This is a genomic window from Providencia zhijiangensis (assembly GCF_030315915.2).
Lineage (GTDB): Bacteria > Pseudomonadota > Gammaproteobacteria > Enterobacterales > Enterobacteriaceae > Providencia > Providencia zhijiangensis.
Genome location: NZ_CP135990.1, coordinates 2,076,796 through 2,102,313, shown reverse-complemented (window position 1 = coordinate 2,102,313; position 25,518 = coordinate 2,076,796). Strand labels below are relative to the sequence as shown.

At 43.8% G+C, this 25,518-nt stretch carries 24 protein-coding genes and 2 pseudogenes; 12 read left to right on the top strand and 14 right to left on the bottom strand.

Annotation, left to right across the window (positions count from 1 at the left end):
- Positions 1-167: 167 nt before the first annotated feature.
- The 4 genes and pseudogenes from mgtE to speG all read right to left on the bottom strand — a co-directional run.
- Positions 168-1,439, bottom strand: a pseudogene (gene mgtE, locus QS795_RS09680) (magnesium transporter); the annotation flags it as partial.
- Between the two features lie 395 nt (positions 1,440-1,834).
- Positions 1,835-3,367: an exopolyphosphatase gene (gene ppx / locus QS795_RS09675; RefSeq protein WP_286270342.1), complete on the bottom strand. Its 1,533-nt coding sequence runs from the start codon at positions 3,365-3,367 to the stop codon at positions 1,835-1,837.
- 4 nt (positions 3,368-3,371) lie between these two features.
- Positions 3,372-5,441 (bottom strand): polyphosphate kinase 1, encoded by a 2,070-nt coding sequence (gene ppk1 / locus QS795_RS09670; RefSeq protein ID WP_154603637.1) that lies wholly within the window; start codon positions 5,439-5,441, stop codon positions 3,372-3,374.
- An 82-nt stretch (positions 5,442-5,523) separates the two neighbouring features.
- Complete coding sequence (speG, locus tag QS795_RS09665; RefSeq protein WP_286270340.1) at positions 5,524-6,069, bottom strand: spermidine N1-acetyltransferase; 546 nt, start codon at positions 6,067-6,069, stop codon at positions 5,524-5,526.
- Between the two features lie 619 nt (positions 6,070-6,688).
- Between speG and QS795_RS09660 the strand changes: the two are divergent.
- Positions 6,689-6,918, top strand: a pseudogene (locus tag QS795_RS09660) (integrase core domain-containing protein); the annotation flags it as partial.
- A 203-nt stretch (positions 6,919-7,121) separates the two neighbouring features.
- On the opposite strand, the gene gstA reads toward QS795_RS09660, so the two are convergent.
- Entirely contained in the window at positions 7,122-7,748 is a 627-nt protein-coding gene (gene gstA, locus QS795_RS09655) for a glutathione transferase GstA (protein WP_286270338.1), read from the bottom strand.
- A 368-nt stretch (positions 7,749-8,116) separates the two neighbouring features.
- Here gstA and QS795_RS09650 point away from each other — a divergent pair, with 368 nt between their 5' ends.
- The 3 genes from QS795_RS09650 (at position 8,117) to QS795_RS09640 (ending at position 9,936) form a co-directional block, all read left to right on the top strand.
- Positions 8,117-8,410 (top strand): branched-chain amino acid transport system II carrier protein, encoded by a 294-nt coding sequence (locus tag QS795_RS09650; RefSeq protein WP_318626446.1) that lies wholly within the window; start codon positions 8,117-8,119, stop codon positions 8,408-8,410.
- A gap of 244 nt (positions 8,411-8,654) precedes the next feature.
- Positions 8,655-9,131: a GNAT family N-acetyltransferase gene (locus tag QS795_RS09645; RefSeq protein WP_286270335.1), complete on the top strand. Its 477-nt coding sequence runs from the start codon at positions 8,655-8,657 to the stop codon at positions 9,129-9,131.
- Positions 9,132-9,186: 55 nt separating this feature from the next.
- Positions 9,187-9,936: an SDR family oxidoreductase gene (locus QS795_RS09640; RefSeq protein ID WP_286270334.1), complete on the top strand. Its 750-nt coding sequence runs from the start codon at positions 9,187-9,189 to the stop codon at positions 9,934-9,936.
- Between the two features lie 91 nt (positions 9,937-10,027).
- Here QS795_RS09640 and purN read toward each other — a convergent pair whose 3' ends face one another.
- Complete coding sequence (purN, locus tag QS795_RS09635; RefSeq protein ID WP_286270333.1) at positions 10,028-10,666, bottom strand: phosphoribosylglycinamide formyltransferase; 639 nt, start codon at positions 10,664-10,666, stop codon at positions 10,028-10,030.
- The gene (purM, locus tag QS795_RS09630; protein WP_181477229.1) at positions 10,666-11,706 is read right to left on the bottom strand and encodes a phosphoribosylformylglycinamidine cyclo-ligase; all 1,041 of its coding nucleotides are present in this window, start codon (positions 11,704-11,706) and stop codon (positions 10,666-10,668) included. Before purM ends, purN begins: the two co-directional genes overlap by 1 nt.
- Positions 11,707-12,023: 317 nt before the next feature.
- Here purM and upp point away from each other — a divergent pair, with 317 nt between their 5' ends.
- From upp to hda, 3 genes are all read left to right on the top strand, one after another.
- A complete protein-coding gene (gene upp, locus QS795_RS09625) occupies positions 12,024-12,650 on the top strand; it encodes a uracil phosphoribosyltransferase (protein WP_006658899.1) in 627 nt (208 codons plus the stop codon).
- Between the two features lie 76 nt (positions 12,651-12,726).
- Positions 12,727-14,022, top strand: coding sequence for a uracil permease (uraA, locus tag QS795_RS09620; RefSeq protein ID WP_154603643.1), 1,296 nt, complete (start codon positions 12,727-12,729; stop codon positions 14,020-14,022).
- A gap of 130 nt (positions 14,023-14,152) precedes the next feature.
- Positions 14,153-14,854: a DnaA inactivator Hda gene (gene hda, locus QS795_RS09615; protein WP_036953226.1), complete on the top strand. Its 702-nt coding sequence runs from the start codon at positions 14,153-14,155 to the stop codon at positions 14,852-14,854.
- Between the two features lie 50 nt (positions 14,855-14,904).
- On the opposite strand, the gene arsC is transcribed toward hda, so the two are convergent.
- Positions 14,905-15,261 carry an arsenate reductase (glutaredoxin) gene (arsC, locus tag QS795_RS09610; protein ID WP_286270325.1) on the bottom strand — a complete coding sequence of 119 codons (357 nt, stop codon included), beginning with the start codon at positions 15,259-15,261 and terminating at the stop codon, positions 14,905-14,907.
- A 12-nt stretch (positions 15,262-15,273) separates the two neighbouring features.
- Complete coding sequence (gene bepA / locus QS795_RS09605; protein WP_286270488.1) at positions 15,274-16,740, bottom strand: beta-barrel assembly-enhancing protease; 1,467 nt, start codon at positions 16,738-16,740, stop codon at positions 15,274-15,276.
- 143 nt (positions 16,741-16,883) lie between these two features.
- Between bepA and QS795_RS09600 the strand changes: the two genes are divergently transcribed.
- The gene (locus tag QS795_RS09600) at positions 16,884-17,966 is read left to right on the top strand and encodes an AI-2E family transporter (RefSeq protein ID WP_154603645.1); all 1,083 of its coding nucleotides are present in this window, start codon (positions 16,884-16,886) and stop codon (positions 17,964-17,966) included.
- 80 nt (positions 17,967-18,046) lie between these two features.
- On the opposite strand, the gene bcp is transcribed toward QS795_RS09600, so the two are convergent.
- Positions 18,047-18,517, bottom strand: a complete 471-nt coding sequence (gene bcp, locus QS795_RS09595) for a thioredoxin-dependent thiol peroxidase (RefSeq protein ID WP_036953234.1) — start codon at positions 18,515-18,517, stop codon at positions 18,047-18,049.
- A 14-nt stretch (positions 18,518-18,531) separates the two neighbouring features.
- Positions 18,532-19,089 carry a glycine cleavage system transcriptional repressor gene (locus QS795_RS09590; RefSeq protein ID WP_036953236.1) on the bottom strand — a complete coding sequence of 186 codons (558 nt, stop codon included), beginning with the start codon at positions 19,087-19,089 and terminating at the stop codon, positions 18,532-18,534.
- A 248-nt stretch (positions 19,090-19,337) separates the two neighbouring features.
- Between QS795_RS09590 and dapA the strand changes: the two genes are divergently transcribed.
- The 4 genes from dapA to purC all read left to right on the top strand — a co-directional run bounded on the left by dapA (position 19,338) and on the right by purC (position 23,098).
- The gene (gene dapA / locus QS795_RS09585) at positions 19,338-20,246 is read left to right on the top strand and encodes a 4-hydroxy-tetrahydrodipicolinate synthase (protein WP_286270315.1); all 909 of its coding nucleotides are present in this window, start codon (positions 19,338-19,340) and stop codon (positions 20,244-20,246) included.
- 16 nt (positions 20,247-20,262) lie between these two features.
- Positions 20,263-21,315 (top strand): outer membrane protein assembly factor BamC, encoded by a 1,053-nt coding sequence (gene bamC / locus QS795_RS09580; RefSeq protein ID WP_154603646.1) that lies wholly within the window; start codon positions 20,263-20,265, stop codon positions 21,313-21,315.
- A 110-nt stretch (positions 21,316-21,425) separates the two neighbouring features.
- The gene (locus tag QS795_RS09575) at positions 21,426-21,959 is read left to right on the top strand and encodes a hypothetical protein (RefSeq protein WP_286270312.1); all 534 of its coding nucleotides are present in this window, start codon (positions 21,426-21,428) and stop codon (positions 21,957-21,959) included.
- Positions 21,960-22,384: 425 nt separating this feature from the next.
- Entirely contained in the window at positions 22,385-23,098 is a 714-nt protein-coding gene (gene purC / locus QS795_RS09570; RefSeq protein WP_036953240.1) for a phosphoribosylaminoimidazolesuccinocarboxamide synthase, read from the top strand.
- A 68-nt stretch (positions 23,099-23,166) separates the two neighbouring features.
- On the opposite strand, the gene QS795_RS09565 is transcribed toward purC, so the two are convergent.
- From QS795_RS09565 to QS795_RS09555, 3 genes are read right to left on the bottom strand one after another with little or no spacing between them, the layout of a single operon-like run.
- Complete coding sequence (locus QS795_RS09565) at positions 23,167-23,967, bottom strand: energy-coupling factor ABC transporter ATP-binding protein (RefSeq protein WP_318626445.1); 801 nt, start codon at positions 23,965-23,967, stop codon at positions 23,167-23,169.
- The gene (locus QS795_RS09560) at positions 23,954-24,820 is read right to left on the bottom strand and encodes an energy-coupling factor ABC transporter ATP-binding protein (protein WP_286270307.1); all 867 of its coding nucleotides are present in this window, start codon (positions 24,818-24,820) and stop codon (positions 23,954-23,956) included. The genes QS795_RS09565 and QS795_RS09560 overlap by 14 nt, the downstream gene beginning before the upstream one ends.
- Complete coding sequence (locus QS795_RS09555) at positions 24,811-25,515, bottom strand: energy-coupling factor transporter transmembrane component T (protein WP_286270306.1); 705 nt, start codon at positions 25,513-25,515, stop codon at positions 24,811-24,813. Before QS795_RS09555 ends, QS795_RS09560 begins: the two co-directional genes overlap by 10 nt.
- Between the last annotated feature and the right edge of the window lie 3 nt (positions 25,516-25,518).

Below are 25,518 nucleotides of genomic sequence, written 5' to 3'. Positions count from 1 at the left end.
AAATAATATAATTAATTTGCAGTGGATAAGGCTATTTAAATAAATAATACTCGCGGATGTGATCTGTCAGTTATTTCTATTTTAGTATGACTAGGAGGTTTTGCAGGAAATGGCAGGTTTTTATAAACCCGCGTACCTAGCTTAAGGCAAAGTACGCGGGTAGGCAGTTAAACTAAGAATAGGGTAGCTAACCCTAAGAAGATAAAGAAACCGCCAGTATCAGTGATTGCGGTGATCATCACGCTAGAGCCGATAGCAGGGTCTTTACCCATCTTAATCATAATTAATGGGATCAGAACACCCATGATGGCAGCCATCAAGAGGTTGAGCACCATCGCGAGGGTCATCACGGCACCCATAGCGAGATCCCCATAGAGAAGGTAGGTGACGACGCCCATAATACCGCCCCAAACCACCCCGTTAATAAAGGCGACTCCAAGCTCTCTGACCATCAGGAAGGAGAAACTACCGTTCTGAATTTGGTGCAACGCGATGGCACGGACAATCATCGTAATAGTTTGGTTACCCGTATTACCACCGATACCCGCTACGATTGGCATTAAGGTCGCGAGGGCAACCAACTGTGAAATCGTATCTTCGAACACACCGATAACACGAGAAGCGACGAAAGCGGTACACAGGTTAATGGCAAGCCATGTCCAACGGGTTTTAACCGCTTGACCAACAGGAGCGAATACGTCCTCTTCAGGACTTAACCCCCCCATACGGCGGATGCTGTTATCGTTTTCTTCGCTGATATTATCAACGATATCTTCAACGGTTAGACGCCCCATCAGCAAGCCGTTACTGTCCACAACCGCGGCAGAAATTAAGTCGTAACGTTCGAACGCGCTCGCTGCATCTTCCCCTTTTTCATCGGGTAAGAAGGTGACGGTATCGGTTTTCATCACGTCGGCAACTATACGCTCTGGCGCTTGGATCAAAATGGTGGTCAGGGGTAATTCACCTTGCAGATAATTATCTTTATCGACAACGAAAATTTTATCCGTTGCTTCAGGAATTTTTCCCCGTTGGCGTAGATAGCGTTGCACTGTTTTCAGGGTGACGTTTGAACGCACGGTGACGAATTCGAAATCCATCATCTGCCCAACGCTGTCTTTGGCGTATTGGAGAACTTCACGAATACGGCTGCGTAAGCTTGGGTCTAAGTAGGTGAGGAGACGGCGCATGGTATCGCGGGGCAAGTGCTCTGCGATATACGCTTGTTCGTCCACATGTAAGCCGGCAACTGCTCGCAGCAGTTCTCGGTCTGACATATCTTTAATCAGGCTGTCCCAAACAGAGACAGAGGCTTCAACCAACACTTCACCGCGTTCGTTGTTATCGACTAAGCGCCACAGTGCGAGACGTTCGTCGTACGGTAGCATTTCAAGAATATCGGCGATATCCGCAGTGTGGAGGTCAACAAGCAGTTCTTTAACCGTACTAATTTTTTCACTAAATGCTTTATCATCCATACTGACGTGTTGGTCTTTCTCGACAAGAGCATGAACAAACTCTTCGTCTTCCATGAATAACGTCAGTATTTGCTGGCGGATGTACGCCAGTCTTTGTGAATGCGGATTGATTATTGGTGCCGCATCAGTTGAAAAAGCAGTTTGTGACATGTTAATCCTTAAACCATTCGGCGCCGAAGCGCTTTAAATTAATTCGCCTGCGAGGTGACGAAACTTCTACCCAGTATTGTCGCTGATCCCAAAAAAATATCAAATTTGTTCATAATTCGAATAAGAAGAACAAAACAACACTGACCGCAAATCATTATTTTTTGTTTCTATTTTCTAAATCAGACTCATTTCTGAGTCATATAAGCCTATGGCTCATTTTCTGCGCAAATGGTGAGTTTCCAGCCCGGAACCTCTTCCCAGTAGGCACTCTCTTTTTCAAGGTCGAGCAGCATTAACGCATTGTGGGCGAGATACTGCGCAGGTAAGAAAAGTGTCCAATGACCTTCGTCGGTTTCAATGCGCATAGACGAAGGCGTTGTTGTCGATTGGCGCTGATTATTCAATAAGATAGATAAGCGCAAAATCTGAATCAACGGCATAAATTGCTTGCGTTTAAACAAGTTAAATTTAGGTATTTCATCGTATTTAATGGCTCGACGATGATTACGAACCAGCGTAGCTAATAGCAATTGTTGCTCTTGGCTAAACCCCGGTAAGTTGGTGTTTTGTAAGATATAAGCGGAGTGGCGATGCATGCCGCTATGGTTAATACTCAATCCCACTTCGTGCAGCATAACCGCCCAAATTAAAATGGATTCTAATTGTGGGTTGGCCTGTTTAGGGTTCTGCTGGCGCCACTGATAATACAGCTCTTCCATGGTTTTCAAAACCCGTTTGGCTTGTTCACGGTCGATATTATAGTGCTCGGCAAGGCTTAATGCGGTGCGTTGACGAATATCTTGGTGGCGAAAACGGCCTTCCATTTCATAGAGAACACCTTCACGTAAGGCGCCGTCTGAGAGGCGTAATTCTTTGATGTCGAGGGAATCAAACACCGCAATTAAGATAGCTAAACCCGGTACAAAAACCTGTTTGCGATCGGAAGAAAGTCCCGGAATTTCTAGTGATTTAAACGTTTTGTACTTCAATGCTATTTGTTTGATTTTTTCAAGGCGTTCGCGGGTAATAATCCCATCACGGTCGCCCATCTCTACAATCACCGCATGTGCCGCTTTAATGGTGCCGGAGGCCCCCATCGCCACGTCCCAGACTTGTTTTTTAAACAGGGTAGCGGTGCTTTCCAGTTTTAAGCAGGCGGCTAAATAGGCACGATTAAAATTATCTGGGGAAATCGTTTCATTAGGGAAATAGTGACGAGCAAAGCTCACGCAGCCCATACGACGGCTTTCAATTAAAATCGGTTCAAATTTTTCACCAATTACCAGTTCCGTGGAACCGCCGCCGATATCGATAACCAGCTTGCGCCCTTTTTCCGGTTGCGTGTGCTCAACGCCCATAAAAATCAAGCGAGCTTCTTCTTGCCCTGAAATGATCTCAATCGGGTAGGGGATAATGGCTTTAGCACGGCGCAAAAATTCTTCAACGTTGGTGGCGACACGCAATGAATGGGTACCGACGATACAGACGTTATCAGGCGTGAAGCCTTGTAGACGCTCAGCAAATAGCGATAAACACGCCAAGCCGCGCTCCATGGCTTCTTCACTGAGTTCGTTGGTATCACTCAGCCCATCAGCAAGATGAACACGTTTTTTTAAACGGGTTAGAACTTGTAGTGCTCCATTGACAATACGCGCAATAACCATATGAAAACTGTTTGAACCCAAGTCAATCGCCGCAATTTCTTGTGGTCTTGGGGTAGATGAACTGGCAATTGGCATAGTATCAAGCTCTTGTTTCAGGCATTTCGAGTGCTTTTAAAAATTCATAAACAGCTAATTGAGCGCGAATTTTGCGCTTATTGCCGCGGGGAACATAATGATTACTGAGTTCTTTGTCAACAAAGCGGGCTTTGACGGTATCACTGAACTGTAATTCGAGGATATCTAAAACCAACTGTTTAAGTCGCGGATCCAGCAAACGAACAGCCACCTCGATACGGTAGTCAATGTTGCGGGTCATCCAATCGGCCGAGGAGATAAACACTTTTTCATCGCCAGCGTTGGTAAAGACATAAACGCGGTCATGCTCTAAGAATCGGTCCACCACACTGGTGACTTGGATATTCTCGCTATAGCCTTGTTGCCCTGAGACGAGTGAACACATGCCACGCACTAACAAGCGAATTTTAACCCCTGCATTGGAGGCATCGTAGAGCTTATCGGTCAGTTCTTTATCGACTAAGTTATTAATTTTGAGCGTGATGCCACTAGGCAACCCAGCTTCAGCATTCGCAATTTCTTGGTCAATTAATTCAGTGATTTTGGTGCGCGTATTTTGTGGAGACACCATCAAATTATCGAAAGTGACAGGGCGATACGGGTTTTCAATAAAGCTAAATACTCGGCGCACTTCGTTGGTGATTTGCTCGTTACAGGTGAGTAATGAGTAGTCGGTGTAGAGGCGAGCGGTTTTTTCGTTAAAGTTACCGGTACCGATATGGGCATAGCGAACAATTTGGCCTTCTTCCATACGGGAGATAATAAATAATTTGGCGTGAATTTTAAGCCCCGGCGCGGAGAAGATAACGTGAACACCCGCTTCAGTCAGGCGTTTTGCCCAGTGAATATTGGCGGCTTCATCAAAACGCGCTTGCAGCTCCACCACTACAGTGACTTTTTTGCCATTGTGGGCTGCGTGGATCACGGAGTCGATGATGCGAGAATCTTTTGCCACGCGGTAAATATTGATTTTGATGGATAACACATTCGGGTCAAACGACGCTTGGCGCAGCAATTCTAATGTGTGCTCGAAGGTATAATAAGGGTAGTAGAGCAGCACATCGCGCTCGCGAATAGCATCAAATCCGTTACGGAAATTGTCAAACCAACGGTGACGTAAACGCGGTAACGGTTTGTTGAGTAAGTTTTTATTTCCTTCATTCGGGAAGTTAATAAAATCTTTAAAATTATGGTAACGGCCACCAGCAATCACTGAGTCATCGCTCGATAATCCCAGCTTTTCTCGTAGCAGCGCGACCATTTCATCGGGCATATCACGTTGATAAACAAAGCGAACTGGCTCAGCCGTTAAACGCTGTTTTAACGTGGATGACATAATTTCCAGTAGGCTAGATTCCATCTCCGTGGCGATATCATATTCCGCATCACGGGTCATTTTCATGGAATAGGCGTTGAGCTTGTCGTAATCAAAGAAGCCTTTGAAAATTTCATCAAGGGTATAACGAAGGATATTATCAATTAAAATCATTGATTTGCGACGCTTTGGCATCTCAGGTGGGAGATTCACAAAACGCGGGACTTTATCCGATGGGATCTCCAATAAAGCGTATTGCACTTCAGCACCATTAATAATTTCAACGGCGAGATAGGTGTAATCGTCTTTCAGAAATTCCACTAAGTTAGTATCACGATTGATTAAAATTGGCGTGATATGTTGGCGTAGATTTTGGCGAAAGTATTGACGCAACCAAATTTGCTGACGAGGTGAAATTTGACGCTCGTTAATTAAGAATATTTGGTTACGTGCCATTTCAAGGAGCAGGTCGTTGTAGAGAACGTCGAACTCTTGCTCTTGTTTGGCCACTTTAGACTGAATTCGTTTGAGCAGATGACGGGCACCGCTGGCGGAACCGCGCTCTTCATTGATTAAGATACGGCGCTTAACATCCGCAAAACGGACTTTATAGAATTCGTCTAAGTTATTGGAGTAAATGCCCAAAAAACGCATTCGTTCTATAAGAGGGTTCCGCTTATCCGCGGCTTCTTGGAGAACTCGTTCGTTAAAAGAGAGCCAGCTGAGCTCTTTTTCATGATAGAGGCGTTCTTGGGACATTGTTGCTCCGTATTTGGCTGGTTAATGCTGATAAAAAAACCGATTATCACCTTTGACTTCTAGCGCGCTATTCTTGGGACTATTACGCGTTTTCAGACTGCTGTTTCATTGCAAAATATTGGTGCTGGAACACACACATACGGATTGCGGTGTGGTAGCGACCATTAACGAAAAATTCGTCAATTAGCTCGCCTTCTGTGTGGAAGCCGAGTTTATTATAAATATGGATAGCTTTGACATTTTCTTTATCGACTATCAGATAAAGTTTGTACAAATTGAGCACTGAAAAGGCGTAGTCCATGGCCAATTTTGCAGCGCGGCTTGCATACCCTTTGCCTTGATAGCGGGGTGCAATGATAATCTGGAATTCAGAACGACGGTGAACATAATCAATTTCAACCAGCTCGACTAAACCGACTTTTTCACTGTCAGATTCGATAATAAAGCGGCGTTCGGATTGGTCATGAATATGCTTATCGTAAAGGTCACTGAGCTCAACGAATGCCTCATAAGGCTCTTCGAACCAATAACGCATAATGTTGGCGTTATTGTCCAGCTGGTGGACAAAAGCTAAGTCTTCACGCTCAAGTGGGCGCAACTTAAACAGATGAGCTTGCCCGGTCGTCATAAAACACCTCGATTGTTGTTAATTATAAAACTATTTATGGCGAAAGTATCAACTAGAAAATTAATTACTTAGCGCTGTTATAAGGATACCACTTATTTGCAATAAAATAATGACAGAAAGCAGGGTGAGGGAGAGTTTGTCGAAGATGAGTTTGTTTAAGGGGGGTAGGGGGTTATGGATTTAAACCAAAAAATTATGTTCACTCGGATTTGAGTTGGGGTGTAGATGGTGTACATCTATAATGGCAGGCTGCTTTGTGCCAATAGCTGACCCACCCTTACTATAAACAGGAGGACCGTTCTTCTACATACATTTTTCCAGAAAGCTTTATTTTTCTATCCAATATTTTGGGCAGATTGGTATTGAATGTAACAGTTACTCGGACAACGAGGTTTAATCGCTAGGTGATTAAACCTGCTCGTTTTTTTGTGCAGTCAAAGAATATGGGTTTAAAATCCTGATAGTCCACCATACCAGTATGTAGGGGTTCAAATATACGACTTATGCCGATTCCAGCTCTGACTGCATCGCATATGGTATCAATATCGTTACATATCACCACTGGTGTGATTTCAGTATTAAAGGTGAAAGACGATTCGAGGTGGTAAACCTGTAGGTAATTAGCAGATGGGCAGAGAAAAATGCAGTAAAACTGGGGTTTATTCAGCCGGGTAAGCCGACACAGAATGCTTTCATTGAGCGCTTTAACCGGATATACCGTACAGAAATACTCGATTTTTATCTGTTCAGAACGCTGAATGAGGTACAGGAAATTAAAAAAAATGGTTGTCAGGATATAACTGTGAACGCCCGCATGAATCACTGAACAATATTACGCCGGAGAAATAGTGGCAATATTATTTAGCAGGGATCTCAAAAAAGGCATGGAACTAAAACGGACCTATTCACACTCGACACCGTTGAGCTATGCCAACGTCAGTGATATGTCAGCTATAGGGGGGTTATTGAAATAAGCCCCCTATAGCTTAACTCCGTTTTGGTTAGTACCAAAGTTGGAATTAGATAGTATTTTCAGTTGTTTGTGGCTGAATCTAGATACCTTCCACTTGAATCGATTTAATTACAGTTGGTCTTTCAAGCATACGCTTGTACCATGACTCAATATTTTTCATATGGTTCAAGTCAATATCAAGATTGAATCGTGAGACTATCCACTCAGCACTAGCCCAACTTGTTAAAGCAAAAAGATAACAATCAGCAATCGTGAATTTATTACCTGTCAAATAGTCTGACTTGGCTAACTGATCATCAATCCATTGGAATCGAGATATTAGCTTCGGTTTAGCTATATCCAGATAAACACCAGATTTATTGCCATAAAAAAGAGGAATAAACCCTTTATGAATTTCAGAAGAAAGAAAACTCAGCCACTCCATTAATTTATATCGTTCTATAGTTCCAAATAATGGAGCAAGACCAGATTCTGGCGCTAAATCAGCAATATATTGGATAATCACAGCACCTTCGCGCAATACATCACCATTATCGAGCTGCAATACAGGAACATATCCAAGCTCATTTACTTTATAATAATCGAGATTATCACCATAGGTATGCTTTATAGTATCGACTTTAATTAATTCAAAATCTAATCCAGCCTCACGTAATGCTATATGAGGGGATAACGAACAACTACCGGTAGAATAATAAAGTTTCATTTTTTATCTCACTATAATAAAAATAGTTTAATAACATGCTGAGTTATTGTGAATACTTTATGTAGAGTACTTGATTTTTAAGGATTGTATGATCCCTTTTGTGTTAAATGACAAGTTAGATAGATAAAACGTCGATTCTCTCCAGGCAGTCTCCGCATACCATTTTAATATTACATTACGCATACGTTTAAGCAGCGTGAGATCCAGTATCCGCGGGGCATCTTCACCCATTCCACCGCCGCAGGTCTGGCCGTGATTTCTATCTGTTATCTGTCGATGGGGTCTCACAGCCCGGTGCAGGGAGTAACAAACGGTATTCAGGCGATGAACACCTATATTGGGACTGTTTTGGCGTTTATGGCCGGGCGTTGTTAGCGACGATCATTATCCTAGCCTGCCTAGTCACTGCTATCGGTCTGACAACCGGAACAGCATGCTATTTCAGCCAGACGACCCGCGCGTCTTATGGTCTACTGGTGACGCTATCCCTGGTAGCATCAGCGGAACTTGCTGTGCTGGAACTGAATTCTCTCACCGAAATGGCAGTTCCCGTGCAGTGCGCCATTTACCCGGCTGCGCTGATCGTGGTCGTGCTGGGTATCGTTAGAAAATGGGTAGACGTGCAGACGAATCAGTATCAGTTGCATTTTATAGCGCCCTGACTGTGGGAATAATGAGCTTGTTTGTGAAATCCTGAAGGGACAGCCGCGACCTCGGAAGTTGTCTTTCTCGCTCGCAAATGAACATCAACTTCCGCTTTTCGCTCAAACCAGCCCCATAAGTTCTATTTATGGTTAATTTAGTGCCAAAAACATACGTTGTCCCTTCAAAGCAAACTCTATAGTTAGACTTGAGCTTTTATGGTAATAGAAAATACTAACCGATGAAAACGCTCAAAGAGAAACTATGAAAATCAGGTTTGCGGTGCCTGCGGAGGCTGAAGAATGCTGGAATATTCGAAATCAAGCTATACGTTACGGATGTAAGAACAGCTATGACGAGGTGGTTATTGCCGCTTGGACACCGGAGAAAATGCCTGAAAGCTACAGAGAGGTCATTGTCGCGAATCCTTTTTTCGTTATTGAAGATTCAGATAACCGGCCAGTAGCAACGGGCTTCCTGGAGCTTTCTTCAAGCAATATTGAGGCTGTTTTTACGTTACCGGAGTACACAGGTAGGGGGCTTGGCAGTCAAATCATTGAAGCCATCAAAGATGAAGCTCGTGAGCGTGGTTTTGAGCAATTAACGTTATCTTCAACGCTGAATGCCCAAGCTTTTTATGAGAAACATGGTTTTATATTCGAGCGGGAAAGCATTTATTACTCCGCGCTTGCACAGTCTGAGCTACGCTGTATAGAAATGTCGATAAAACTCCAAGCATAGCGGCTCGCTGCTTTCCCGCTAATGATAAGAAAAAATAAAACAGGGCGCATAAAATATGAAAAACAATATTACGTTGATAACGGGTGGTGATCGCGGCATCGGTCGAGCGACAGCAATCAATTTGGCTCATAAAGGTCATAAAGTTTGTATTGGCTACCACACTCGTCAAGATTGTGCACAGGAAGTTTTAGACATAATTCGGCATTCAGGTGGTACCGCCATTGCGGTGCAGGCTGATATTTCTCAAGAAGAACACATTGTTTCGTTGTTTCAGCAGATTGATAAAGAATTAGGCCCCATTTCTGGGTTGGTTAACAACGCAGGAATAATCATGCCTCAAGCCTCAATAGAGCAGCTAGATGCACAGCGATTAGCGCGATTATTTGCAACGAATGTCAGCGGTAGTTTTCTTTGTGCGCGTGAAGCGGTCAAACGTATGGCATTTCGTCATGGTGGGCAAGGTGGCGCGATTGTGAATGTTTCTTCTGCGGCATCTCGCCTTGGTTCTCCCCATGAGTATGTGGATTATGCCGCATCCAAAGGTGCCATCGATACAATGACGATTGGTTTATCGCTCGAAGTCGCTGGGGAGGGTATTCGAGTCAATGCCGTCCGCCCCGGTTTTATCTATACAGATATGCATGCCGATGGTGGTGAAGCTGCACGGGTTGATCGGGTTAAAGATAGTTTACCGATGAAACGTGGAGGTCAGCCAGAAGAGGTTGCCCAGGCAATCGCGTGGTTATTGTCTGATGAGGCATCTTACGTAACGGGAAGTTTTATCGATTTGGCAGGTGGGAAATAAAGCGTTTCTTGCGAATGGTTGGGTTTGAGTTATTCGCTCAGACCAGCCAATCAAATCTGAGCGAATATATATAAACTTACCTAACCGCGTATTAATCTGCTTGAAAGCCCGTTGCCGATAACGGCTGGCCATCGAGTAGGGCTTTACCGTCTTGCATTACAAGGCGACCAGAAACAAACCACGCAATAACTTGAGGATAAATCAGGTGCTCTTGCAGTTTAACACGTTCAACCAAATCGTCTTCGGTGTCTTGCGGTAAAACGGGCACATGTCCTTGTAAAATAATCGGACCGCCATCCAGCTCTTCAGTAACAAAATGCACGGAAGTGCCGTGTTCTTTATCACCATTTTCAAGTGCACGTCGATGGGTATGCAGCCCCGGATATTTAGGCAGTAAAGAAGGGTGGATATTCAGCATTTTTCCTGTGAAATGTTTCACAAACTCAGGGGTTAAAATGCGCATAAACCCAGCCAAGACCACTAAATCCGGTTGGTATTGCTCGATAGCGTCTAACAGTGCAGCATCGTAGGCTTGGCGGTCAGTGAACGCTTTTGAGCTAACACAAAGGGCTGGAATGCCAGCCTCTTGTGCGCGAACCAAACCGTAAGCATCGCTTTTATTACTGATCACTGCGACGATTTGCCCATCGATTTCATGGCGTTGGCAGGCATCAATAATCGACTGCAAATTACTGCCACTGCCTGAAATCAAAACAACGATGTTTTTCATTAGCGGATAACAACCTGCTCTTCACCCGCAGGTAAGTCGCCAATGGTTCCGATCTGCCATGCATTTTCACCTAACGCAGTCAGCAGTTTTAATGCAGACTCAACTTCGGTTTGTGGCAGGGCAATGATAATACCGACGCCGCAGTTAAATGTACGATACATTTCGTGAGTGGTGACATCGCCCGCTTGTTGCAGCCATTCGAAGACTGCAGGCCATTCCCAGCTGTTGCCATCAATGATGGCTTGAGTGTTGTCAGGTAAAACGCGAGGAATATTTTCCCAGAAGCCGCCGCCCGTAATGTGTGCAATGGCATGAATGTCGTTTTTAGCGATCAGTTCTAAGACATTTTTAACATAGATACGGGTTGGTTCTAACAGGTGATCAGCGAGAGGTTTGCCCGCTAATTGCGTGGTTTCTGGATTGGTTTTGCTCACTTCCAGAATTTTACGCACTAATGAATAACCGTTAGAGTGAGGGCCGCTTGAGGCTAACGCGATCAGTGCATCGCCCGCACTGACTTTTGTGCCATCAATAATTTCAGAGCGCTCAACAACACCCACACAGAAGCCAGCAACATCATAATCTTCGCCGTGGTACATGCCCGGCATTTCAGCGGTTTCACCACCGACTAATGCACAGCCAGACTGCTTACAGCCTTCCGCGATACCAGTGATAACGCTTGCAGCGGTATCCACATCCAGCTTGCCAGTTGCATAGTAGTCTAAGAAAAACAGTGGCTCAGCACCTTGGACAATCAGGTCGTTGACGCACATAGCGACTAAATCGATACCGATGGATTCATGACGTTTTAAGTCCATCGCGAGGCGTAGTTTAGTTCCCACACCGTCAGTGCCTGAAACTAAAACAGGTTCACGGTATTTTTGTGGTAGGGCACACAGTGCGCCGAACCCTCCCAATCCTCCCATCACTTCTGGACGGCGAGTCTCTTTCACCACACCTTTGATACGTTCAACCAATGCGTTACCTGCATCAATATCAACACCGGCATCTTTATAGCTGAGAGAGGTTTTATCAGTCACTACGGCCCCCAAGGCAATTGCATTTTGGAAAAGATAACTTCATTTGCCGATATTCTATCAGGCTCCGCAAACGTTTGCGATAGCTTTCTGACTGAAATATTTGATGTAATAAATTGCGATGTCGTGACGCAAAGCGCATGATTTTATTCGCTGCCTACACCATAAAAAATATTATGTGTATACTAATTCAGCAAATAACGTGTGATTGATGATTGTTTGACCTGAATCAAGATGATACTAGTGGCATTGAGGGAAAAAAGCGGTATAATCCCGCGATTTTTTTGTCCGGTGACGTTTTAAAAAAGTAGGAGAAACCCATGAAGATCGTTGAGGTAAAACACCCTCTCGTTAAACATAAACTCGGCCTGATGCGAGATCATGACATAAGCACTAAGCGCTTTCGTGAACTGGCCTCAGAGGTTGGTAGCCTACTGACTTATGAAGCGACCGCTGACCTAGAAACTGAAAAAGTAACAATTGATGGTTGGTGTGGTCCTGTAGAAATTGAACAAATTAAAGGTAAAAAAATCACTGTAGTTCCTATTCTACGTGCCGGTATTGGCATGATGAACGGCGTATTGGAAAGCATCCCAAGCGCACGTATCAGCGTAGTGGGTATTTACCGTGATGAAGAAACGTTACAACCTGTCCCTTATTTCCAAAAATTAGTTTCTAACATTGATGAGCGTATGGCGCTGATTGTAGACCCAATGTTAGCAACGGGTGGTTCTATGATTGCAACCATCGACCTCCTGAAAAAATCTGGCTGTAATTCCATTAAAGTCTTAGTTTTAGTTGCTGCACCGGAAGGTATTGCTGCATTAGAAGCAGCGCACCCAGACGTTGAACTGTACACGGCTTCAATTGACCAACACTTAAATGATGAAGGTTACATTGTTCCGGGTCTAGGAGACGCGGGCGATAAGATATTTGGTACTAAATAATAATGAAGCCGACTGAAGAGTCGGCTTTTTTTTGATAAAAAAAATAATATTCACGACGCATAAGAGGATGACGAGCATGACACGCCGCACGATAAGTGTTGAAGAAAGACCACCATTACTACAAACCATTCCATTAAGCTTTCAACATTTGTTTGCCATGTTTGGGGCAACGGTTATTGTTCCTATTTTATTTGGCGTGAACCCGGCAACGATTTTATTATTCAACGGGATCGGTACGCTGCTGTATTTATTTATCTGTAAGGGCAAAATTCCCGCTTATTTAGGGTCGAGCTTCGCCTTTATTTCTCCAGTATTAATTTTACTGCCTCTTGGGTATGAGCTAGCGCTTGGCGGATTTATTATCTGCGGGGCACTGTTCTGTATAGTAGCATTGATTGTCAAAGTGGCAGGGCGCGGCTGGATCAACGTGATGTTTCCACCTGCAGCGATGGGGGCGATTGTCGCGGTTATCGGTCTAGAATTAGCGCAAACGGCAGCGGGTATGGCGGGCTTATTACCTAAAGAAGGCGCAGCGGTTGATTCAAGCACCTTAATTATCTCGATCACCACATTGTCGGTCACTATCTTGTGCGCCGTGGTTTTCCGTGGGTTCTTATCGATTATCCCAATCTTAATCGGTTTCCTATCAGGTTACGCGCTTTCCTACTTTATGGGGATTGTGGACTTTACACCAGTAATTGAAGCGCCATGGTTTGCTATTCCAACATTCTATACGCCACGTTTTGAATGGTTTGCGATTTTAACCATCCTACCTGCGGCGTTAGTGGTCATTGCGGAACACGTTGGGCACTTAGTGGTGACTGCGAATATCGTTGAGCGCGACTTAATGAAAAATCCTGGCTTACATCGCTCCATGTTCGCAAACGGTTTCTCTACCATGTTATCGGGTTTCTTTGGTTCAACGCCAAATACCACTTACGGCGAAAATATCGGCGTAATGGCGATTACTAAGGTCTACAGTACTTGGGTTATCGGTGGCGCGGCTATTATCGCTATATTACTCTCTTGCGTGGGTAAATTAGCGGCGGCAATTCAATTAGTGCCAGTACCTGTCATGGGTGGTGTTTCACTGTTACTGTACGGAGTCATCGGCGCTTCGGGTATTCGCGTTCTGATTGATTCAAAAGTTGATTATAACAAACCACAAAACCTGATTTTAACCTCAGTGATTTTAATCATCGGAGTGAGTGGCGCGGTGATCCACATTGGTCAAGCTGAACTGAAAGGGATGGCGCTGGCGACTATCGTCGGTATTCTGATGGCGCTGTTATTCCGCTTTATTACCTTTGTTCGCCCAGAAAAACAGTTTGTGACTTCAGAAGTGAAAGTCTTAGACGAAAATAAAAAATAAGTCACGATTAAGTAAAATAGATTGCCGGAGTGGCTAAAGCTCCGGCAATTAACCGTCAGGCTGTTCATCTCTTCTTGTTATTTATGATAAACTCAATGGCGTTAATTGAACTGCACAATCAGAGGCGCTTCTGAATACACCATCTCAACTCTCATTACCACTTTCTCTTCCTGATGATGAAACCTTTGCCAGTTTCTATGCAGGGGAAAATGAGGGATTACTCTCTGCGCTAAAAACGGCGATTAATCAGCCTCATGGTAGTTATATCTATTACTGGTCAAGAGAAGGGGGCGGTAAGAGTCATTTACTGCATGCGGCATGTGCTGAGTTGTCTGAGCAAGGTGTTGCTGTGGGTTATGTGCCGTTGGATAAACGCGCTTACTTTGTGCCTGATGTGCTCGAAGGTATGGAACATCTTTCTCTGGTCTGTATTGATAACATTCAATGCATCGCAGGAGATGAAGAGTGGGAAATGGCCATCTTCAATTTGTATAACCGCATTTTAGAAATTGGTCGAACGTGCTTACTGATCACCGGGGATCGCCCACCGCGCCAGATTGATTTGAAGCTGCCGGATTTAGCCTCTCGCCTCGATTGGGGGCAAATTTATAAACTGCACCCTTTAAGTGATGAAGACAAAATTTGTGCGCTGCAATTACGTGCCAGTATTCGTGGATTTGAATTGCCTGAAGATGTTTGTCGGTTTGTATTAAAACGGTTAGACAGAAAGATGGGCACCTTATTTGATATCTTAAATAAGCTTGATCACGCCTCGATTGTCGCTCAACGTAAAATGACCATTCCTTTCGTTAAAGATATTCTCAAATTATAAAAAATTGGCAGCCCATCGACTGCCAATTTATTGTCTGCCAAATAGCCTGCTTATAAAATTTCCAGCACCTGCTCTGGTGGGCGACCTAACTTGGCTTTTTTACCTTTTACTACAATCGGGCGCTCAATTAACTTTGGATTATCATGCATGGCTTGAATAAGCTGCGCTTGAGTGACGCTATCATCCGCTAATTTCAACTCTTTATAGATATCTTCTTTGGTGCGCATTAACTGGCGTGCATCGGTAAATCCAAGCATCTTCAGTAATTTTTCAATATCAGCTACTGAAGGTGGCGTCGTTAAATATTCAACTACCGTTGGCGTGATGCCTTTTTCTTGCAATAAAGCCAGCGTTTCACGACTCTTGGAGCAGCGAGGGTTGTGATAAATTTTAATTGAATCCGTCATTATCTTTATTCCTTACGGTTTTGCGTTGCTATCGCGCTCTTTTAATCGAGTAAGTTCATCGATTCGCGCATCAAAACGTTGTTGTTCATAACTACCTAAGCGGCTTTTACGGCTCGCTTCGCTTAAATAATTAATGGCAGTGTCATAGTTACCGCGCAGTGCCATGCCTTCAGCATACGCTGCCAATTCTGCATTACGATCCCCTAGTTTTGCTGAGGCTTCGGCAAGCAGATCCCAACCAATAGGGTCGTCAGGGTAATCAAACGTATATTTATTCAATAAATTAGTGGCTTCTTTATATTGCCCGTTACTGACGTATGCGTTCGCTAAGTTGACAATAAACACCGTATTTTTCGGTGATTTTTTCAAGGCATCTTGCAAACGAGCAACTGCTTTGCCAACTTGTTTTTGCTCAATATCGATATCGGTCATGGAGTCGATAAACCACGGGTTATCCGGCTGCTTGGCTAACAATTCAGAAATAATAACGCCCGCTTCGCTGTATTTTTTATCTTGAGATAATAATAATGCTTTACCGTACTTCGCCGCCATTTGCTCTTGAGCATTGCCTTTATTGTAGTTTTCGATGATTTGATCCAGTGCATTGCGTTGATCCGCAGGGCTGTACATGGACAAAATACGAACACGTGCCAACATAAAGTCTAATGAAGATGGGGCATGGACTTTCGGATATTGGTTTGAACGGTTACGGGCATCGGCTAAACGACTGTCTGGTAAGGGGTGAGTCAGTAAAATTTCTGGCGGTTTAGACATATAGCGGGTTTGGTCCGACATGATTTGCATAAAATCAGCCATGGCATGAGGATCAAACCCTGAACGACGCAATGTTTGCAGGCCAATACGGTCGGCTTCTTGCTCATTGGCTTGTGTAAAACTGATCATCCCTTGCTGCATTCCCGCGAATGTTCCCGTTAATGCGGCAAAACCGGCTTGCGGGTTCGCCATCACCAGTAATAGAGAACCGATAGTACCTGCGATAGCTAACGGCGTTGTGGCTTTTTGGTCTTCCATCATTCGCGCCAGATGGCGCTGAGTCACGTGAGAGATTTCGTGCGCCATAACGGAAGCAAGCTGGCTCTCATTTTGGCTATAACGAAACAGTGCGGAGTGAAGAACCACGTTACCGCCAAAATAGGCGTAAGCGTTAATATTCGGGTTATTGACTAGGTAAAATTTAAATGGCGTTTTGACAGAATCGGCATTCGTCACTAAACGTTGCCCCAGTTTATTCACGTACTGGGTTAGTAATGGGTCATAAATGAGTGGGGTACTTCCTCGAATTTGACGAGTGATGGCATCACCCATAATGATTTCTTGGTTAATGCTGAGCGTTCCTCCCGCGGTTGTACCAATATCGGGTAGGGTATCTTCAACAGCACTATAGGCAGGTAATACAGCACTATGGATAAGTGCGGACATCAGGATAGCGAGCAGTGGATATTTCAGTTTTTTAGTCATCATGCATATCTTCACTTATTACCTACAAAAAACGCGAATTAATTGGGAGATATGATAGCAAAAGCTATCGTAAAATCTGTTATTCGGTATAATTTTCTTCAATTTAGGAACTGTCTTTGTTTTACATTCCCAGGAGCCAATGAATGTTAGAAATGTTTTTACAATGGTACCGTCGGCGCTTTGCTGACCCGCAAGCAGTTGCGTTGTTTAGTTTGCTGGTTATTGGCTTTCTGGTCATCTTTTTCTTCAGCAGTATACTGGCTCCATTATTAGTCGCAATTGTCTTAGCATATTTACTTGAATGGCCAACACATTTACTCCAACGACTGGGTTTATCCCGCGTTTTAGCGGTTAGCATCATTTTGACCTTGTTTGCTGGAATAAGTGCCATGGTGATCTTAATTATTGCACCAACAGCGTGGCAACAAGGGATCAACCTCGTGGCGGATTTACCTAACATGGTCAATCGCTTTAGCGAGTTTGCTCGCCGATTACCGGAGCAATATCCCGCACTGGTAGATGCTGGCATCATTGATATGATGGCAGATAATGTGCGCAGTAGATTGTCAGTTGTTGCGGAGTCTGTGGTGAAAGCGTCGGTGGCCTCACTAATTGGTATTTTCACCTTAGCAATCTATCTGGTTTTAGTACCATTGATGATGTTTTTCTTATTAAAAGATAAAGAAAAAATCACCAAAAGCTTTGTTAAACTTCTCCCGAAAAATCGCCAGTTAGTCAGTAAAGTCTGGTTGGAAATGAATCAGCAAATTACCAACTATTTGCGTGGTAAAGTCACGGAAATGGTGATTGTGGGCGTCTGTACCTACATTGGTTTTGCTTATTTTGATTTGCGTTACTCAGTGTTGTTGTCCGTACTGGTGGGTGTTTCGGTGCTTATTCCTTATATTGGTGCGGTTGCGGCGACGATCCCTGTCGTGCTGGTGGCATTATTCCAATGGGGCATAGGTACTGAGTTCTGGTCACTGTTTATTGTTTATCTGGTGATCCAAGGGCTAGACAGCAACATCGTCGTGCCGCTGTTGTACTCAGAAGCCGTGAACTTACATCCACTCGTGATTATCTTGTCGGTGGTGATTTTTGGCGGGTTATGGGGATTCTGGGGCGTGTTTTTTGCGATCCCGCTTGCAACTTTAATCAAAGCGGTGATTAACGCGTGGCCACAAGATTTAAGTGATAGTGAGACAACAGAGAAAATAGAAGGCTAGAAAAGAGCCAGTAAGAAAAAAGGGTTGCTAAATTAGCAACCCTTTTTAGTGATTAGGTTTTAGTCACTATGTATCAGTAATTAGGCGTTAGCGTTGATGTACGCTAATACGATTTCATGATGGTTACTGGTTTTAAAATCGTCAAATACGTGCTCGATGGTGCCATTTGCATCGACAAGGAAACTAATGCGGTGGATACCGTCATAAGTTTTACCCATAAATTGTTTTTCACCCCACACACCAAATTGTTCACAAATTTGATGATCTTCATCGGATAACAGTGTGAAGTTTAATAACTCTTTTTCAGCGAAACGAGCCAATTTTTCTGGTTTGTCTGTACTAATACCTAAAACTTCGACACCTTTTGCTTTTAGTGTATCCATCTCATCACGCAGTCCACATGCTTGAACTGTACAGCCTGGCGTCATCGCTTTAGGATAAAAGTAAACTAATACGCGTTGACCCTGGAAATCAGAAAGATTGATGATTTCACCATCTTGGTCAGGAAGGCTAAATTGAGGTGCCTTATCACCGGCTTTCAATGGGTTCATTACATATATCTCCGTTAACTCTGCATTTTGGGGTTGTTAACAATACTGATGTTGCCTTTGGCATTTAGCATTGTACATAGTTGTTGAAATTTATTCTTTATAATTATGCCATTATCATCCAGTGGGTCATGGGCTGTAATTTGAATTTCCAATTGAGCCGGTTGTGTATCATTTGCAGGCTGTGTTTTAGAAATCAATTCTGCGATGTTGCACTGTTGAGTGGTAAACAAATTGGTAAATTGTTCAATAATACGCGGCGCATCGTCGACCATTACATTCACGGTTACAGTAGACGGATAGTAGGTTTTTTGTACGCTATGCGTGCGTTTCATAACAATCAGCAAATCTAACTCTGCCCCTTTAGTTGGTAAAATCGCCTCTAGAAGCGTGATAGCATTCCAACTGCCGGATAACATCATTATAAAAGTAAATTCCTCGCCAAACATAGCGAGTCGACTATCCTCAATATTACAATCACATTCACTGACAAGGCGTGTAATTGTATTCACAATGCCCGGACGATCTGTTCCCAGCGCAGTAATAACAAGAAATTGCGGTTCAGTCTTAGGCAAAGTATCTTCCTTATTTTGACTAAATTTAGGTCAATGATATTGACTCAGGATGCTGGTAAGGAAACCATAAAATTGTGAATCTGCCAAGTGGGGCGATTCACTCTTGCGACAAATATGGCTGAATTATTACTTCTATTTAAGTTAATGTCATCGGCATTAACAAAATTCATTAAAATCTTGCGTTTGGGTGGTTTTCTTCTGTGAAATGAAAACGTAACATGGAAACTCACTATTTAGGGGGCATTGCGATGGCTAATCAAAACGTAAACTACAAAGACTTTTTACAAGGCAGTATTGTTGCTGTGATCACACCAATGGATTCAGCGGGTAACGTTGATAGAGAAAGCTTGAAACAGCTGGTGGATTACCATGTCGCAAATAAAACCTCTGCGATTGTGTCAGTGGGAACAACGGGGGAATCAGCAACATTAAACCATAAAGAGCACGTTGATGTAGTGAAAGCGACGCTTGAGCTAGCTGATGGCCGTATCCCAATTATTGCGGGAACAGGTGCAAATGCGACCGCAGAAGCGATTTCGCTAACAAATGAGTTTGAAAACAGTGGTGTAGTTGCGTGCCTAACAGTAACGCCTTATTATAATAGACCGTCACAAGAAGGCTTATATCAGCATTTTAAAGCAATTTCAGAAAACACCAGCTTGCCACAGGTTCTCTATAATGTACCATCGCGCACTGGATGTGATTTATTACCTGAAACTGTGGGCCGCTTGGCGAAATTGGCGAATATTGTGGCAATTAAAGAAGCCACAGGGAACTTAGCACGTGTTCATCAAATCAAAGAGTTGGTTGATGACCATTTTGTTCTGCTTTCTGGTGATGATGCGACTGCACTTGATTTTATGCAACTCGGTGGAAAGGGCGTCATTTCGGTCACCTCCAACGTCGCGGCTGCACAGATGGTAAAAATGTGTGACTTAGCGCTTGCGGGCAAATATACTGAGGCCCGTGAATTGAATAAACAGCTGATGGGAGTTCATCATCAGTTATTTGTTGAGCCGAATCCAATCCCTGCGAAATGGGCTTGTCATCGTTTAGGTCTTATTGCGGATGATACTTTACGGTTACCAATGACACCGTTAACTGTATCTGGACAGCAAAAGGTTGAAGATGCCTTGAAACTCGCGGGTTTACTGTAAAATTTAGGGAATTTTAATGGCAACATTATTGCAAAAATCGAAGGTTATGAAGGTTGCTGGCCTGTCACTTGTCGTGTTACTGGCAGCCTGCTCCAGCGATCAGCGCTATAAACGTCAGGTCAGTGGTGATGAGGAATATCTTAATGCTGCGCCATTGAAAGTGCTGAATGCGCCGCAGGGGATCACTTTACCAGCAACTAACGGTGAATATGATCTTCCTAAAACCACCTCAACAGGAGCGGTTGGGAAAGCATTAGATATTCGCCCACCAGTACTGACGATTTCACAATTAGCCGGTTCACGCACTGAAAACAGCGCAGAAGCCAGCCGTTTGTTGCTAGATAATACTCCTGAAAATAATGCGTTATGGTCACAAGTGACCATGATTTTAGAACAGCGTGGCATCCCAGTTTCTACGAAGAACGATGGTTCTCGTTCTATCGAAACTGACTGGATTAAATGGGATCGTGCAGACGAAAACGTCCCATTAGAGAGCCGTCATAAAGTCACTGTTCAGCCAGAAAACGGCATGATTGCATTAACCGTGACTAACCTAGGCTTACGCCAAGGTGATGAAACGGTAACAGATGCAGCGGAAATTCAACGCTATAACAAACTGTTATTAAACGATTTAACTGATGCTCTGTACACCCTGCGTGATACCTCAAGCAAAAATAGTCTGCAAAGCGCCTATGGCATCATTGATGTTCAAACCGGCAGCAATGACACTGGTTTACCAGTGGTTATCGTTCGTGCACCGTACGATGCAGTTTGGGAGCGTTTACCTCACGCATTAGAAAGCGTTGGTATGAAAGTGGGTGACCGTAGCCGTTCAGCAGGTTCCGTCATGGTGACTTACAAAGGCTTGAGCAGCTCTGAGTGGCAAGCGCTGGGTATTGATGACCCATCGGTACCGGAAGATGACTATAAAGTCCAAGTAGGTGATTTGAATAACCGTAGTAGCCTACAGTTTATCAACACCAAAGGCGTACCATTAACTCAGAAACAGAATGATGAAATGGTCGCCGCACTGAAAGCCGCTTTCAGTAAAGCACCGACTAAAAAATAAGTTTAGTTAGCTAACTTATTTGTTCTATCAAGTGAAAACGCCGTCCTATGGGATGGCGTTTTTTTTCGGATAAACTTCAGGCTGTAATGGCTAACAGTGAAAGAAAAGTTATGGATAATAACGCATCGAAACCAATGGATAGTAGGAATAATATAACGATGCCAAGAAGAATTGCCGGGACAAACTTTAATGATAATTTACTAAATTCATTAAATAATATTGCTCATACAAGAAGTTTTCTAGAGGAGGGTGCAACTGTTTTTAATTTACCAAATTATGTGGTACCTCAAGGATATCAATTAATGAAAGTATGTAAGAAAAACCAATATCGGATGGTGACTACTGGAAGGGAGCCAGAAACGATATATTTGCTAGAATTGAAACTGCGTAGTGATATTGTCTTTGGTGAAACCACATGCACTCAAATTAAAGTTTGGCGCACCATATCTCATTTGCATCGGAATAATATTGGAGATTTACCTCGAATATTTTTCATTCATTTACTCGACAATCATAGCATCATGGTAACGGATGAAGAGCATACTCGAGATGGACAGCGCTTCTGGGAAATTATGATTTCTTGGGCATTTTACAGCGCTATTATATTTATGCTTTCGATGGCACGCTCGAAGACAGACCACTAACACAAATCCAGACTGAGTCTGAATTCTTTGAGCAATGGGTCAATCAACTTTGGGGGAGAGATATCGACGTATATACCCACAAACTGATTGTTATCAGCAAACATCCATTACTTTAACTACCCATCTGCACATCTATCCATCATAAAATTCTCGGTGAAACAAATGGACAAAAAATCAGTATTTGCAGCTAAGTAATCGTTTGCGTATGCGCGAGAATTTTATTATCATAATTAGCAGTTAATCATAAAATATTGAATATCAGTTAGTTAGCACGGTATCAATAATTTTGGGATAACTGGCTGAATCAGAGCAGAAAATTAACAATGAATCCGCCATTTTTAGCGGTTTATTCTACTGTTACTTATCTGAATCTGCTGTGCAGGTTGATTTCTATTGAGTGTAATCACATCCCTGGAGTGTTTAAGATGCAAAAGAAAGCTGAGTTGTATCGTGGCAAGGCAAAAACGGTCTATACCACAGAGGATCCAGATTTATTAGTTCTGGAGTTCCGTAATGATACATCAGCACTCGACGGTGAGCGTATCGAACAGTTTGACCGCAAAGGTATGGTTAATAACAAATTTAACCATTTCATCATGACTAAGTTGCAAGAAGCAGGCATTCCTACACAGATGGAAGCTTTGTTATCTGATACCGAAGCCTTGGTTAAAAAACTGGATATGGTGCCGGTTGAATGCGTTATCCGTAACCGCGCGGCAGGCTCTCTGGTTAAGCGCCTTGGGGTTGAAGAAGGGATGATTTTAAACCCGCCTCTGTTCGATTTATTCCTGAAAGATGACGCTAAACATGACCCGATGGTGAATGAATCTTACTGCGAAACGTTCGGTTGGGTGAGCAAAGAAAACTTAGCGAAAATGCGCGAGCTGAGCTACAAAGCGAACGATGTTTTAAGCAAGATTTTTGCGGACGCAGGTTTAATCTTAGTCGACTTTAAACTGGAGTTCGGTTTATTCAAAGGCGAAGTCGTGCTGGGTGATGAATTCTCTCCAGACGGTAGCCGTTTATGGGATAAAGAAACCCTGAATAAAATGGACAAAGACCGTTTCCGTCAAAGCCTTGGTGGCTTGATTGAAGCGTACGAAGAAGTGGCTCGTCGTATCGGCGTTAAACTCGACTAAGTTTCTAAAATCATCTTGAAAGAAACAATGATAGCCTGCCAACCGCAGGCTATTTTTTTGCCTTTAAATCATGGCTGTACCAGAAATTGCTGAATCCAACGCTCAGCTTGGCTTTCGATAGGTAGATTCAGCTGATGGCTGAGTGAATGCAAAGTCGGGGATGGCAAAACGGAATCTGGCTGTAACTCAGGGTGACGTAATACCGTTTCAATATTGCCGTCTGCTATTAAGCGACCTTGGGATAAATGTACTGCACGAGAAAAATGGCGTGCCGCAAAATCCAAATCATGGCTGATCGTAACAACCGTGGTACCCAATTGTTTTTGATAATCTAGCCATTGCTCAAAATACCCTAGCCACCGTGTATCGAAATCACGGCTTGGCTCATCTAACAGCAGCAATTTAGGTTGGACCGCAGTTAAACAGGCCACAGCGACCATGCGCCGCTGCGCGGAATGCAAATCAAGCGGATGTTTATCCGCAACATCTGTTAAATGGCAAAGTGTTAAAGCTCGCTCTAATTTTTCAGCAATATCCGACGAGGATAATTTTTGGCGGCGTAATCCAAACATAATCTCATCTTTCACCGTGCTGTGAAAAATCTGTTTTTCAGCCTCTTGGAATAAAATGCCAATTTGTTGAGCGCGTTCCGCGGCTTTCAATCCACTGATGGGTTGTTGATTAAAATTGACTTCCCCACTCGAAGGCGGCAATAAACCGGCCATTAAACGCAATAAGGTGGATTTTCCCGCACCATTGTCTCCCACTAATGCCACCCATTCTCCAGCGCGAAGCGTAAGTGTAAGATCTTCAATGGCATGTGCGGTTTTCGGGGTGTATTGAAAGCTTAATTGATTAATTTGCAGCATAACACGCCTCAATACCTTGAATCAGTTGTTGTTCATTGTGAGGCACTGGGGAATGCCAACTACCATGCGCCATTAATTTCCCGACAACACGCCACGCATCGGGCATATTGATTGTCTGCTGTGCGGGTATAAATATGGCGTCAATATCCCCTCGAGCAGCAATAATGCCTTGTTCCAGCAACGAAAAATCATTGCAAAAATGCAGAGCTGGCAGTAAATACCGTTCGAACAAAATGACACAACAGCCAGTTTGTTCACTGTAATTTTTTAACTGAGTGAGTAATCGATGCGTGGCTGCGGGCGTTAATCTGCTAAAAGCTTCGTCTAATAGCAATAATCGTGGCTGCATAGCAAGAGCGCTCGCCAATACCACGCGTTGAGCTTCCCCGCCAGAGAGGGTGGCTGGGTGACGATGACGTAAATTCTGGCTGAACGTTAACTCAAGAGCCTGTTCAACCCGTTGAACGATTTCTTCAGGTGGAAGTCCTAAATTTTCGGGGCCAAACGCCACTTCTTGCTCAACGGTAAACGTACAGCCAGAGAGTTGTAATTGCGGAGATTGCTGCACGAGTTGACGTTCAATCGATAGCTCAACTAAAGATTGCTCTCCTAATGGTTGAGCAAGGATCATACCATTACCAGTGACTTTGCCGGTTAACTGATCAGGTAACCAACCCGCCAACAGTTGGGCTAATGTGGTTTTGCCGCTGCCATTACCCCCTAAAACACAATGCCAATTACCTTGATTTAGCGTTAAATCAATCCCGGAAAGGATAGGGTGATCGATGCCTTGAGGTGTAAAAGAAAGTTGTTGAAGGTTTACCACCCTGTTTTCCGTGATATTTACCAACATAGCGCCAAACCTCCTTCAATTACGATCAGTGCTAATAAGCCAAAACGCAATATATATTGAAGGCGGCTATCAGCAGGTTTATTCAATGTGGTGCGATGGCGAGTGTAGCGAAAACCTCTCATATCAAGGGCTGCACTGCGGACAGTTAGTTCACTGAGTGCTTGGCTCGCCAGAGGAAGCAATAGGGCGGGCAACGTAGCTAATCGTTGCCAAAAGTGGCCATCTAAGGGAACCCCTCGGGCAAGCTGAGCTTCACGAATCGTGGCAAGCTGCTGACGAAGTTGCTCAACAAGTAAAAGTGGACCCGCAAGCACATAGGCAAAACTGGCCGGGAGGCGACTGGCAAATAGCGCTCGGATAAATCGTTCAGTAGGAACATACTGTAGCCATAATTGAGATGCACTAATGATGGCGAGCAGACGCAGCCATAAAGCCATGGCTTTTTGCTGCTGAAGGGCTTGTGGCGGTGAGCCTGTTAATAATTCACTTAGCCACCCTCCGTGGATTAGCCAAAGTCCTACCGCCATTGGTAACATAATTGCTGCGATAAATTTCCAGCGATGGAATGACGCTGAGCGTAAGATGACTGCGGCAAGGGTAGCGAAAGCAACGAGAACTAACCCCCAGCCTAGCGGTAGCATCAATGTGCTAGCGCTAAACCAGAACCATAAGGTTAATGAAGTAAAAGGGTGCATCCT